At 42.5% G+C, this 13678-nt stretch carries 11 protein-coding genes, 2 rRNA genes and 2 pseudogenes; 3 read left to right on the forward strand and 12 right to left on the reverse strand.

Going from position 1 to position 13678, the window contains the following annotated elements; translation table 11 throughout:
* Positions 1-46: 46 nt before the first annotated feature.
* The 5 genes and pseudogenes from zupT to F955_RS13755 all read right to left on the reverse strand — a co-directional run bounded on the left by zupT (position 47) and on the right by F955_RS13755 (position 5673).
* Positions 47-862 (reverse strand): zinc transporter ZupT, encoded by an 816-nt coding sequence (gene zupT, locus F955_RS13740; protein WP_004895914.1) that lies wholly within the window; start codon positions 860-862, stop codon positions 47-49.
* 83 nt (positions 863-945) lie between these two features.
* Positions 946-1056, reverse strand: coding sequence for a methionine/alanine import family NSS transporter small subunit (locus F955_RS16445; protein ID WP_004814066.1), 111 nt, complete (start codon positions 1054-1056; stop codon positions 946-948).
* Positions 1057-1066: 10 nt separating this feature from the next.
* Complete coding sequence (locus F955_RS13745; protein ID WP_004814063.1) at positions 1067-2542, reverse strand: sodium-dependent transporter; 1476 nt, start codon at positions 2540-2542, stop codon at positions 1067-1069.
* A 388-nt stretch (positions 2543-2930) separates the two neighbouring features.
* A pseudogene (locus tag F955_RS13750) lies at positions 2931-3990 on the reverse strand (RNA-guided endonuclease InsQ/TnpB family protein).
* 240 nt (positions 3991-4230) lie between these two features.
* Complete coding sequence (locus F955_RS13755; RefSeq protein WP_004814061.1) at positions 4231-5673, reverse strand: aldehyde dehydrogenase family protein; 1443 nt, start codon at positions 5671-5673, stop codon at positions 4231-4233.
* Between the two features lie 302 nt (positions 5674-5975).
* Here F955_RS13755 and F955_RS13760 point away from each other — a divergent pair, with 302 nt between their 5' ends.
* Together F955_RS13760 and F955_RS13765 are read left to right on the forward strand one after the other, a co-directional pair.
* The gene (locus tag F955_RS13760) at positions 5976-6668 is read left to right on the forward strand and encodes a TIGR04219 family outer membrane beta-barrel protein (RefSeq protein ID WP_004895918.1); all 693 of its coding nucleotides are present in this window, start codon (positions 5976-5978) and stop codon (positions 6666-6668) included.
* 374 nt (positions 6669-7042) lie between these two features.
* Positions 7043-7603, forward strand: coding sequence for a type 1 glutamine amidotransferase domain-containing protein (locus F955_RS13765; protein WP_004895920.1), 561 nt, complete (start codon positions 7043-7045; stop codon positions 7601-7603).
* A gap of 57 nt (positions 7604-7660) precedes the next feature.
* On the opposite strand, the gene F955_RS13770 is transcribed toward F955_RS13765, so the two are convergent.
* The 5 genes and pseudogenes from F955_RS13770 to F955_RS13790 all read right to left on the reverse strand — a co-directional run bounded on the left by F955_RS13770 (position 7661) and on the right by F955_RS13790 (position 11762).
* Positions 7661-7990 carry an ankyrin repeat domain-containing protein gene (locus tag F955_RS13770; RefSeq protein ID WP_004895922.1) on the reverse strand — a complete coding sequence of 110 codons (330 nt, stop codon included), beginning with the start codon at positions 7988-7990 and terminating at the stop codon, positions 7661-7663.
* Between the two features lie 87 nt (positions 7991-8077).
* Positions 8078-8515, reverse strand: a complete 438-nt coding sequence (locus F955_RS13775; RefSeq protein WP_227591035.1) for a DUF4145 domain-containing protein — start codon at positions 8513-8515, stop codon at positions 8078-8080.
* 242 nt (positions 8516-8757) lie between these two features.
* Positions 8758-10107 (reverse strand): aromatic acid/H+ symport family MFS transporter, encoded by a 1350-nt coding sequence (locus F955_RS13780; RefSeq protein ID WP_004895925.1) that lies wholly within the window; start codon positions 10105-10107, stop codon positions 8758-8760.
* Between the two features lie 312 nt (positions 10108-10419).
* A pseudogene (locus F955_RS13785) lies at positions 10420-10683 on the reverse strand (aromatic acid/H+ symport family MFS transporter); the annotation flags it as partial.
* Between the two features lie 17 nt (positions 10684-10700).
* Positions 10701-11762, reverse strand: coding sequence for an RNA-guided endonuclease InsQ/TnpB family protein (locus tag F955_RS13790; protein ID WP_034429798.1), 1062 nt, complete (start codon positions 11760-11762; stop codon positions 10701-10703).
* Positions 11763-11782: 20 nt separating this feature from the next.
* Here F955_RS13790 and tnpA point away from each other — a divergent pair, with 20 nt between their 5' ends.
* Positions 11783-12196, forward strand: a complete 414-nt coding sequence (gene tnpA, locus F955_RS13795; RefSeq protein WP_004782114.1) for an IS200/IS605 family transposase — start codon at positions 11783-11785, stop codon at positions 12194-12196.
* Positions 12197-12489: 293 nt separating this feature from the next.
* On the opposite strand, the gene rrf is transcribed toward tnpA, so the two are convergent.
* A 5S ribosomal RNA gene (gene rrf, locus F955_RS13800) occupies positions 12490-12604 on the reverse strand.
* A 186-nt stretch (positions 12605-12790) separates the two neighbouring features.
* A 23S ribosomal RNA gene (locus tag F955_RS13805) occupies positions 12791-13678 on the reverse strand; the annotation flags it as partial.

Raw genomic sequence — 13678 nt, forward strand, 5'->3', positions numbered from 1 at the left:
TGTTTGAAGAAAAAGGTAGCTTCGGCTGCCTTTTTTTATTCTAAATTTATTGGAGAAATTTGAAAATTACCAGACTGCTGGCAAGGGCCGCCATCCCACTAATCAGGCCATAAACCGTTTCGTGACCTTTGGAATAACGCTTGGCGGTTGGCAACATTTCATCCAGGGCCAGATAGACCATCACGCCACCGATCAGACCGAAAATGATGCCATAGATGGTGGTATTCAGATACGGTGCCAGAATGAAGTAGCCCAATGCGGCTCCCAAAGGTTCCGCCAGACCAGAAACCAAACTGGCGAGCAATGCATAGGATTGCCGATGTGTCGCCATATATACTGGTAAAGCAATCGCTACACCTTCCGGGATATTATGAATCGCAATCGCTACCGCCAACGGCGCACCCAGCATCGGGCTTTCCAGTGTTGCAAAAAAGGTCGCCATGCCTTCCGGCAAATTATGTGCAGTGATGGCAAATAACGTGAGCAAGCCGGTACGCAGCAACTGTTCCTGTGCTACATCCTGGGTATTATTTTTTTCCAGGGTTTCATGCGGATTGGGGACCAAATGATCCAGTAACAGCACCAAGACTGCACCCAGTAATAAGGTCAAGGTTCCCCAGGCATACCCCATTTTCGCGCCATACGCCACGCTAAAAGAATCAATGGATTTGGTCAGAATCTCAGTAAGAGACACATAAATCATCGCTCCAGCAGCAAAGGCCAGACCGAAGGACATGACACGCAGGTTGGGCTTTTTTAAAAATAATACCAATCCCCCACCCACCACGGTGGCCAAGCCGGCAATTAGAGTTACGGCAAAGGCTGTATAGACTTGTGCATCAGTAACGGAAGCAATACCCATAAGTCAGCCATTAAAAAAAGTCATTATCAGCAAAGATGATAATGACTTTCATTTACAGCAACAATCAGTTTATGTGAAGATTGTTAGTCTTCTGGTTCTTCCGGATTTTTTGCCAGATGAATCACAGAGAGTACCAGACCACCCCATAATAAAACGATGGAGAAAATCATCATGATCAATGCAGATGTATTCATATTGGTTCTCCTAACTATGACGGTCTTTAACTAGACTGAGCAGAATGGCGCCCAGAATAAAGAATGCAAGGGTGCCCCCACCAATCGTCCATAGCGTACTTGCGGGATAACCACCATAGCCTTCTGCCATGATTGATTTCAGGGTTAAACCCAATGCCAGCAATAATGACAAAGGCGTGATCACTGTCAGCATGAACTTCCAGCTGGCACCAAGTTTCACACTGGCAAATTCATTGACATGCATTTCCAGCTGTTTCATCAATGGACGGCGGAACCAGGACAATAAAATAATCGATAACAGGCCACCACCGACAATACCGATGTTATTGGCAAAGTAGTCAATAATGTCGACAAATGTAATGGCACTATGGGTCGAGAAGATCAAAGTCGATACCACTGCTGAACCACCGGCAATAATCGTCACGGACTTGTTCTTTGACCAGCCCAGCTTGTCCTGGAATGCCGCAATTGGCACCTGCAGGATACTGACCATGGAGGTAATACCCGCCACTGTTAATGACGCAAAGAATAGGAAGCCGAACAGGTCACCGCCTGCACCTAAACTGGAAATGATTTTCGGAAAGGCAATAAAGGCCAGACCGATACCACCAGATACTACATCTTCAACCTTTGCACCTGAGCTGAATGCCATGAAACCAAGTGCTGCAAAGACACCAATACCCGCCAGAATTTCAAAAGACGAGTTGGCCAATGCCACCACGATACCTGAACCGGTCAGGTTGGTTTTACGTTTCAAGTAAGACGCATAGGTCAACATAATCCCGAAACCCACCGAAAGTGAGAAGAAGATGTGACCAAAAGCTGCCAGCCAGACTTTATAATTAGTCATGGCTTCCCAGTTTGGAGTAAAGAAGGCATTTAAGCCATCGACTGCACCAGGTAAACGTACTGCCTGAATCACCAGGATCGTGAATAAAATCACCAGCAATGGCATAAAGATTTTATTCGCCAGTTCTACCCCACGGCGTACTCCACCGTAAAGGATCAGCATCACCGCTGCCCAAACGACTACCAGACCAAAAAACAGTACCGGAACAAAACCGAAGGTCAGGCCTTCACCATTTTGCAAATAGGTATTGAAGAAGAAGCCTTGAGTATCGGTTCCCCACTGTTGTCCGAAGGAATAGAACATATAACTGCCAGCCCAGGACAATACGCTGGCATAATAAATCCCGATGATCAGGGTCACCATCACCTGCCACCAACCCAGAGATTCTGCATTCATGAGTTTTTTATAGGCCATCGGTGGTGCTTTGCGGAACTTGTGTCCAACTGCATAATCTAAAAACAATAATGGCAAACCTGCTGCGAAAATCGCAATCAGATAAGGAATCAGGAATGCGCCTCCGCCATTTTCATAGGCAACGTATGGAAAGCGCCAAATATTCCCTAACCCTACTGCAGAGCCAATCGCTGCAATAATAAATCCTGATCGTGCCGACCAATTCTCTCGAGTATCTGTCATAGAACACCTAAACCTTAGGTCTCTTTAGATGCTGCTTATTGTGGTTATCGCGCGAGCAAAAAAAGTACCAATAAAAATAATTCTGGGTGCTTCAATTGGAGCATTGCTTTGTGAGCTTCAGCTTCTAAATCAGCCAACGGTCTAGCATGTCAAATCCTGGATAAAGCATCTTGCCCACACTGTCCGTGTATATGGATTTAACAATACTGAGTTTTAAGTATGATTTGTGTAAATTCTGCTCCTAATATTAATTTTTTATAATATATCTTGTTCAACCGTTCAATATTTCTCCAGGGTTAGCTTGATTTATTAAGTTATAAGTGAATTAACTTTTAGGAATATATTGTTTTTTAAGTATATCTTGATGAGTTTTGACATCCTCCCCCAGCTAAAGCAAGGGGATTCCTACTGTTAGACGCTCATGCCCGAGCGCAAGAATATTCAGTGCGGAATTTACATCCCGATCCCATGAGCTACCACACTCACCACACTGCCACTCTCTTATTCCTAAACCTGCTCTACCTTTCGGACTACTGGAGCGTGAGCCACAGCACGAACAAGTTTGGGTGGTATAGGCTTCATTGACTTCTTCATACCATACCCCTGCGTTCTCGCATTTATACTTGAGCATGGTTCTTAGTGTTGTCCAACTGGCATCTAACACAGACTTGGCTAGTTTAGTTTGCGCTAATGCTTTGGCATTCACATTGCCAACGAAGATTGCTGCATGTTCTTTTACCAGTTTATGGCTGAATTGATGCAGCATGTTTTGTCTTACATTTTTAATCTTGGCGTGAATTGCTTTCACTCGTTTTTTATTTTTTGCACGTTGAGCAATACCAAGTTTTTGTTCATATTTCCGATAGATTTGAGGGGCTTTAAGTTTTACGCCATCTGAACAAGTGGCTAAATCTTTTAAACCTAAATCTATGCCAATTGAGGTTATAGCGGCGGTTTTCTCTGTTTTAGCATTGTCAACTACAAGACATACATACCAACGGCCTCGGCTATCTTCAACGAATGAGCCTGTTTTAACCCTGTATTGACTTAAACCGTAATTATCCCATAACTTGAATTGGTGTTTACCATATTGAACACAGCCATCAGCATATTTGATTGCAACCTTTTTAAACGGTATCCAACCCAGTGAGCGTCTAGCTGATTTTTTATTACTGACACGCCATTTTAGTTTTGCTTTTTTGAACTGCTTGCGTCTTGTGACCAATTCTTCTGTCACTGCCTGAATAGTTTGACTGTGCAAGTTGCATTCTTTCGATGTGCCTTTCGTGTATTTTGCAATATCGTATGCTGAAAAGAATTGTTGTTTTTTTTTGAAGATGTTTAAAACACAAATCATTGACATAATTCCAAACTAAATTTACTTCGGATGCTAACTGATTTAGCACCTTGCAATGTTTGTCTTTTATGCGTAATTTGAGTGTCTTCATCCAATTATTTTAACAGTATTTTTCTTAATAGTGACTATAGTACAAGTATTTAAAACGACATTTCGTGTCTTTCATGTGGTTTACTCCAGTCGCTTATATCCTCGTGCTGAACCACGAGATTTTACGCTCCAGTGGATAAAAATTATTCCTGTTCTCTTCTTATTGAATAGCTGAACTTTAAAAACTCAGATCATGAGCAAATGTGCGCATGATCTGAACACTTAAAATTTAAATCATTATTCAGGCTTTAATCACCAGCATACGTTCTTCCTGCATGTCACGAATAGCAGACTGGATGCCTTCACGCCCTAATCCCGAATCCTTTACACCGCCATACGGCATATTATCAACACGGAAGGATGGAATGTCGTTGATGATCACGCCACCGACATGCAACTGATTCCAGGCATACAGCATCTTGTTCAGGTTCTGGGTATAGACACCCGCCTGCAAACCAAAACGACTGCTGTTGATGCATTCAATCCCGGCCTCAAAATTGCTGTATTTTTCCAAGATTGCCATCGGACCAAACACTTCATCCTTATACACTTCTAGTTCATGATCAACATCTTCCAGTAGGGTTGGCTCAAACATCACGCCATCCAGCTTGCCGCCACTGAGCACTTTAGCGCCTTTCTTCACGGCTTTATCCAGCCATTTTTTCAAACGCTGGGCTTCAGCCTCCTTAATCATTGGGCCGACCAGGGTGGTGTCCAAATCTGGATCCGCTGGTTTAAGCTTTTTCAGTTTGGTTACCAGTTTTTTCTTCACCTCAGCGTAGATATCTTGATGCACCAAAATACGCTGCACGCTAATGCAGACCTGTCCGGCATGACCAAAAGCACCACCGATCAGGCGATCAATAAAGCTATCCGTGATTTCAGTATCAGGCTCGATCATTACCGCGGCATTACCACCCAGTTCCAACGTGACTTTCTTGCGCCCTGCCCGCGCTTTCATATCCCAACCGACCACATCAGAACCGGTAAAGCTGAGCATTTTGAAACGGTCATCCGTCACCAGTACATCCGCCAGTTCACGTGGACAGGGCAGTATCGAGAACGCATTTGGTGGTAAATCAGTCTCTGCCAGAATCTCAGCAATCTTTAAGGCTGACACCGGTGTCAGGCTGGCAGGTTTTAAGACAAAGGGACAACCCGCTGCAATTGCAGGCGCAATCTTGTGAGCGGTCAGATTCAGCGGAAAATTAAAAGGACTGATCAGGGAGACGGCGCCAATCGGAACCTGTTTCACAAAACCCTGATAGCCCGATGCAGCCGCTGTAACTGCCAATGGCATCATACGGCCTGAATCAACCTGAGTCACGGCATCGGCGGCAATCTGGAAAGTATTGATCAGACGTTCCACTTCAGCTGCTGCAGCTTTACGTGGCTTACCCCCCTCAGCAATCAGAATCTCGGTCAACTGACCGCGAATCTCATTAAAGCGCTTCACACAGTGCAACAGGATTTTCTGTTTTTGATAAGGCTCCAGAGCCGCCATTTCCGCTTCGGCTTTGACTGCTGCTTTAATGGCTTTTTCCAGAATTTTGGCATCTGCCAATGACACACGTGCGCAAACCTTATGCGTATATTTATCCTGAACCTCCAGCCACTCTGAGGTTTCCACTGGCTTACCTGCAACATAAAGCGGATAGTCGATTACTGCTCGGGGTTTAGTCATGTTATGTCCTTTCAGGTTCACGCAATATTTCGATATATTTGATTATATGCTCAAGATCCAGTGACATGCGTTTTTAAAATGTAGACCTTGATTGAAATGGCTGAAAAGCCTGCTCTGCAATTGTTCTAGATCTAGCAAAATAAAACTGAAAAATTAAGCTTAATCTGGCTAGATGGTTCCCTACTTGCTGCCATATACATTTTGAAAATTACCTATATGATGCAGCTAGCCAAAAATACTAAAAATATGGATTTAGGTCATAAAACTGCTCAATTTGAGTCAAGCACAAGGAAATTCAACCTATGCATGCAAGAATCATCAATACCTTATTATGTGGACTGGCACTGAGTAGCGTCAGCCATGCCGATATCATTGGTCTGAAAGCAGATGCCAGCTACTGGAATTTTGACGGATATAGCCAGTCTGACAATGCCAGTAAACATGATCTGGACCGTCAAGGTACGGCACAGCTGTCTGTAGCTTTGGAACATCCGGTACCGTGGTTGCCAAATGCGAAAATCAAATATGTAAATCTCAACAGTAACAGCGAGCAAAGCACTGTACTTAATGCTTCAGATATCGAGCTGAACAATATTGACTATATTCTGTATTACGAATTGCTGGATACAGTTGTGCATGCGGATGTTGGTATCGGCTTAAGCAATCTGGATGGTACGGTGAAAAACCTGAATGCCGGTGCTCTAACCCAGTACGATCTGGATGAATACAGTCCTCTGCTCTACGCAACAGCAGGTGTCAAATTGCCCTTCACCGGGATGAGCGCCAAAGCTGAAGCTGTTTACAGCCATGGCAGCGACACTAAAAAGACCGATGTACAAGCTGAACTTCAATACGACTTTATTGATAATCTGGCTGTAGACCTTGGTGCCAAACTGGGTTATCGCATCATGAAAATTGATGCCGAGCAAAATAATGTGCCAGATCTTCAGCTGGAATTTAAAGGTCCTTATATCGGCTTAGATATACACTTTTAATGAAAAGAATGACTTACAGAATACTACTTAGATCTTGTAAGCCCAGGCGTACAACATAAGCTGTTATCTGCGTCTTTTAAGCTATATTAAGCTGCAGTATCTTAAACCCATAGAGAGCAGGATGCTCCGAAACATAAAAACAAAAATAAGCAGATGCACCAGGACGTGAGGTACGACAGGAGTTATACCTAAATCACGAAATACGGAAAAGCCCCGATAGGATATCGGGGCTTTTTTCCATCTATTGTTTTTCTCTGTTGTTCTCTCAGGCTTTTCTTCTATAAATGCTTACAGTCCTCGGCTAAAAAAGCAACATTTCTAAAAATGCCTTATTGCTAAGCTAAAGACCCCTGCAGATATTGAGATTTACAATCATGGTCAAGAAAGTTCTGATTATCACCTCGAACGAAGGCATTGAACACGATGAATTAGTCCAGCCCCTGGATTTCTTGCAGTCACATGGTTTTGTGGTGATTCATGCTGCAGAAAAAAATGAAGATGTCCACACCATGGAAGCTGACAGCAAGCCAAGTGCACAATACACACCTGATACAACCATGCATGAAGTCAGTGTAGAAGATTATGATCTGCTGGTGATTCCTGGTGGAACAGTGAATGCGGATAAATTACGCATTAATGAAGATGCCCAACGCATCATCCAGTACTTTGCTGATAACCAGAAACCGATTGCGGCAGTCTGTCATGGTCCATGGGCACTGATTGATGCGGGTCGCGTCAAAGATAAAAACCTGACTTCTTATAAGAGTATCAAGCTGGATCTAGAGAATGCCGGTGCAAAATGGGTCGATGAAGAAGTACACCGTTGCAATACCAATGGCTGGGTACTGATTACTTCACGTAATCCGGATGATTTACCGGCTTTTAATACTGCAATTGTGGAAGAACTGGAAGCGGACATGGATATTATTCCGTAATCCTAAACTGTTCTCAAAAAGAAACCCCAGCTTGTGGGGTTTCTTTTTTATTCTTTCTTATTTAGGAATACTGCCTTTCAGGCTTTTTAAATATTCCACGACATCTTTATTGCCTGCCATTTCAGCCAGCTCTAAAGCAGTATAGGTACTGCGATGATCGACATCTGCGCCTTTACTCACCAGTAACTTCACCACTTCAAGATGATCATTTTCAGCAGCAGCTTGTAATGCGCTATAGCCTTCTTCATCGGCGGAGTTAACGTTTAGACCTTCTTGTAAGCCCTGCTCAACCTGTTCAACATCACCTAGGGATGCCCAGTACACCAGTTCAGGAAGATGCAGTTCTTCATCATCTTCAGGGATTGGGGAGAATGAATTAATAGTCATAATTGTGTTACCTAAAATTTTTTTAATTATGAAATGGTTGATTTTATCCAGTCAACATCAGAAAGTTCATCATATATAAATCTTTGGTTAATTGCTTTTGAATTTTTTTAATAGTTCTTTACTTCCTGATAATACTGACAAAGCCATATCAATCATTAATTTTTTCCCTGATTGTATGTTATCGATATCTATATCTTCCAAATTAGCATCAGTGAAATCTGGATTGATTGCCATTTCAAAGTTAATGATCCACCAGTTTTCAATTTTATGAACTAATTGGTAAGCACATAGAAAGTTTTTCATCAGGTCTTTTATTTCACCATTAAAAACGATATCACTCATTTCATGTGCTAAATAATTTCTATAATTTTTTAAAGCCTCTATATTTTCTTTATCTACTTCATTAATGACTTCATGTTCTATTAACCAAGAAATTGACGCGTATAGATGATTTTTACGTCTTGATAAAACTTTTAATCTATATTCTTCTTCTCCTTCTAAATCCCTAGCTCCAATTAAGGTCATAATATAAAAATCTTTGAGTCGATTGATAATCGAATCTTTCAACATTTCATAGATAGTTATATACATCGAAATATTAATTAGTCGATCTTTAAATACTTCAGGGTTTAAAAAGCTTTCCTATTGTTCTCGATAATCCATTTTTTATAACTCTTAAACTCATGATTTTTTAATCTAAATTGCTTTAGATTATCAGTAAATAAAAAAAGCCCTCATTTCGGAGGCTTCTTATTTCAAACTTGGTTTTAAGCTTTTGCAGCAACTGTCTCTGCTGAACCAATCTTGTTAGCTTCATTTTCATGCATGATCAGCGCAACTGCAATTGCTGTAATCAGTACCGGTAAACCGACTGCCATAAAGTTGAAGTGTGCAGGCAGGTTCATACCCAGTAAGCCACCAATCAGGATTGGGCCTACAATCGCACCCATACGACCAATCGCAGAAGACCAGCCAATACCTGTAGAACGTACTGCCAGTGGGTAATACTGCGCTACATAGCTGTATAGCAACATTTGTGAACCGATTGACGCTGCACCAGCCAGGAACACCAGGATATAAAGTAAGAACTGGTTAGACGCAAAGCCCATTGAGCTCATCACAATCGCACCCATAATACCCAGGAACATCAGTACCGGTTTCAGGTGGAAACGGTCAGCCAGAATACCACCGCCAACAATACCAACTACTGCACCCACGTTCATGACCATCATGAACATCAGGCTGTTATCCATTGAGTAGCCCGCCGCCATCATCAATTTTGGCAACCAGCTGCTAAGTGCATACATCGTCAGCAAGCAAGTGAAGAATGCTACCCAGAACAATAATGTATTGACTGCACGACCGCGGCGGAACAGGCTAACCACGTTCGCAGCTTCAGGTACATTTTCCTGAGGTAAAGTGAATACTGTATTTTCAGTTACTTTTAAATCTGGTGCCATACGACGCACAATCTCTCGTGCTTCCGCTTGGCGGTTTTGTTTCACCATAAATGAGATAGATTCAGGTAAAAATTTCCAAATAATTGGTAATAAAAACAGTGGAATTCCCGCGATAAAGAACATGATCTGCCAACCAAAATCTGGAGTAAACCATGAGCCAAGCAGAGCAGCCATGACACCCCCTACGGCATAGCCACTGAACATTGTGGTTACTAAGGTACTACGCATCTTTTGTGGCGCATATTCAGAAGTCAGTGCTACCAGGTTTGGCATTACACCACCAATGCCTAAACCAGCAAGGAAACGTAAAATACCAAATTCAGTCGGGTTAGACGCAAAGCCGCCCGCGAAAGTTAAACCACTAAACAGCACGATACAGATCATGATAACTTTTTTACGGCCAATCTTGTCTGCCAGCGAACCAAAAATCATGGCACCAAACATCATGCCTGCAAGTGCTGTACTGGCCAGCATACCTGCTTGTACTGCGCTTAAGCCCCAATCTTGCATTAAGAGTGGCAGCGTCACACCATTAATTGCTAAATCGTAGCCATCAAATAAGATAATGAGTAAACACCAAGCAACTACATTGAAGTGAAAAGGCGTAAATTTCGCATTATCGACTACAGAATTAACGTCTATTTTTTCCGTTGTCATCGTTCTCATCTCCCATGAGTACTTGTCCATAAATCCTGCTGACTATTACGACAAAACAGTCAGTTCGAGCGAATATACTGAAGTGGATTTCGCGTTACAATAAGACCATAGTTAAGGTAAATTAAAGCTTTAGAGATATACATTTATGTGATTATTCACGTTATTATTAATATTTAAATGCTTGTTTTATATATTTAAAATATATTTTTAAGTGAGTCTTTTAGTAATTTTTCTAAGCAAGAAATATATTTTGATTTCTATTAAAAATTATGAATTTAAAGGTTAAAAATGAATATAAGAACCAGTGGGTCATTAAGCCTTGACAGTTTTAAGCTTCGGCTCTGCCACTGGATCTGCATTTACAAAGCGGTCTTTACGCACAATCAGTGATACGGCAATGGCTACAATCACTACTAGTAGGCCAACAGCCATGAAGTTCAGCTGATGTGGTAATTCCATACCCAGCAGCATTCCGATCAGGATTGGACCGACAATTGCCCCACTACGCTCTACCGCTGAAGCCCAACCAATAGCGGTTGAACGAACAGTTAATGGATAGTATTGCGCCACATAGCTTTGACATCCTCACCCACCTAAAGGAGGGTGATTCCTACTGCTAGACGCTCATGCCCGAGCGCAAGAATGTTTAGAGCTGAGTTCTTATCTCTATCGTGAGCTGTACCGCAACTCACGCACTCCCATTCTCTTATTCCAAGACCCGTCCTACCTTTCGGACTACTTGAGGTGATCTCACCACAGCACGAACAGATTTGGGTGGTATAGGCTTCATTGACTTCCTCAAACAATACCCCTGCGTTCTCGCATTTATACTTGAGCAATGTTTTTAGTGCCGAAAACCCTGTATCTAAAACAGACTTTGCCATTTTAGTTTTGACTAGTTTCCTGGCACTTAAGTCACCCACAACAATTAGTGCATTGTTTTTTACAAGCATGGTGCTTGCTTTGTGCAAATGATCTTTACGACAATTTGCAATCTTAGCGTGTAAGGTACGAACACGCTTTTTATTCCTTGATCGTTGAGCAATCCCTAATTTCTGCTCGTACTTCCGATAGAATTTAGGGTTTGTGATCACTGTGCCATCAGAGCAGGTGGCAATATCTTTTAAACCTAAATCAATGCCTATGGCTTTGGTTGCTACTGGTTTTTCTTGTTTAGGTGATTCAACCACGAGGCACACATACCAGCGCCCACGACTATCTTCAACAAATGAGCCAGTTTTAACCTTGTATTTGCCTATACCATAACTGTCCCATAAGTTGAATTTAGTTTTCCTGTACTCAACCCAGCCATCGGCATACTTGAATCCTGATTTTTTAAATGGTATCCAACCCAAAGATCGTTTTGCTGATTTTTTGTTGCTTACACGCCATTTCAGCTTTGCTTTTTTAAATTGCTTTCTTCGGGTAATAAGTTCTTCTGTAATGGCTTGAACAGTTTGACTATGCAGGTTGCATTCCTTAGAAGTACCTTTGGTGTATTCTGCAATATCGTATGCCGATAGAAATTCACCCTTACGCTTGAGATGTTTAAATCCTAAATCATTCACATAATTCCAAACAAAATTCACCTCAAATGCTAATTGGTCTAGCACCTTGCAATGTTTGTCTCTTATACGTAATTTAAGTGTTTTCATCATTAGAATATATTTAGTCTATGAATAATAGTCAAGAAATTAGAACAGGTCGTCACTGTGTTTTTAATATGCACGTTCACTTGGTATTTGTGGCTAAATATCGTAGAGATGTTTTCACCAATGCCATGCTTGAAACGATGCGTGAAGTATTTGAACGTGTCTGCTTAGACTTTGAAGCTGAATTGATAGAATTTGACGGTGAGCATGATCATGTGCATTTGCTGGTCAATTATCCACCTAAAGTCGCCATTTCTAGTTTAGTGAATAGCTTAAAAGGTGCGTCTAGTCGCATTTTACGCACTAAGCATCCTGAAATTAAGAGCAAATTATGGGGCAATGCCCTGTGGTCTCCAAGTTACTTCGCTGCGTCATGCGGAGGTGCGCCAATTGGAATTATTAAACACTATATTCAGCAACAGCAAACACCGCATTAATGGCTTACGCCAGTCGCTTATATCCTCGGGCTGAACCCATAGGTATCTACATATCTTTAGGTACCTATGGGCTGAACCCCGAGGTTTTACGCTCCAACGGATAAAAAATCCATATTTAATATGGCTGGAAGATGAATTTGTGGACATATAAGCTCCAGAAACCTGTTCCAGTATACGCCTGCCCTGCAGATTTTCTGCTATGGGTTTAGATAAAATTTAATATTTGGAGACTTTCTTAAATCTCAGGGATAAAAAAACACCCCCTTCTATTGAAGGGGGTGTTTAGAATAATGAGCTGGCGATGACTTACTCTCACATGGGAAACCCCACACTACCATCAGCGCTAAGAGGTTTCACTTCTGAGTTCGGGAAGGGATCAGGTGGTTCACTCTTGCTATGGTCGCCAGCACAACTGTTTATGGATACTTGCTTAGTCTTACGTTTATGCTAAGTGTTTTTCCAAATGAGTTATTAACAGATAATATCTGAGTTGCTGTAGTTTGTTCTTTAGCGTTCACTAAATCAAGTTTTTGTTTGATCATTAGATCAATATGAAATCAATTGAGCGTTATACAACAACTGTTTGGGTGTTGTATAGTCAAGCCTCACGAGCAATTAGTATTGGTCAGCTTCACATATCGCTATGCTTCCACATCCAACCTATCAACGTCGTAGTCTTCAACGGCTCTTTAGGAGACATAAAGTCTCGGGGAAATCTTATCTTGAGGTAGGCTTCCCGCTTAGATGCTTTCAGCGGTTATCCCTTCCGAACATAGCTACCCGGCGATGCGACTGGCGTCACAACCGGTACACCAGAGGTTCGTCCACTCTGGTCCTCTCGTACTAGGAGCAGATCCTCTCAAATTTCCAGCGCCCACGGTAGATAGGGACCGAACTGTCTCACGACGTTCTAAACCCAGCTCGCGTACCTCTTTAAATGGCGAACAGCCATACCCTTGGGACCTGCTTCAGCCCCAGGATGAGATGAGCCGACATCGAGGTGCCAAACACCGCCGTCGATATGAACTCTTGGGCGGTATCAGCCTGTTATCCCCAGAGTACCTTTTATCCGTTGAGCGATGGCCCTTCCATACAGAACCACCGGATCACTAAGACCTACTTTCGTACCTGCTCGACTTGTGGGTCTCGCAGTTAAGCGCGCTTTTGCCTTTATACTCTACGCGTGATTTCCGACCACGCTGAGCGCACCTTCGTACTCCTCCGTTACTCTTTAGGAGGAGACCGCCCCAGTCAAACTACCCACCAGACATGGTCCTCGTCCCGGATAACGGGACAGAGTTAGAACCTCAATATTACCAGGGTGGTATTTCAAGGACGGCTCCATCGCAACTAGCGTCGCCACTTCAAAGCCTCCCACCTATCCTACACAAGTAAGATCAAAGTTCAATGTCAAGCTGCAGTAAAGGTTCACGGGGTCTTTCCGTCTAGCCGCGGGTACACCGCATCTTCACGGCGATTTCG

Origin of the sequence: Acinetobacter schindleri CIP 107287, assembly GCF_000368625.1 — a bacterium.
Classification (GTDB): Bacteria; Pseudomonadota; Gammaproteobacteria; order Pseudomonadales; family Moraxellaceae; genus Acinetobacter; species Acinetobacter schindleri.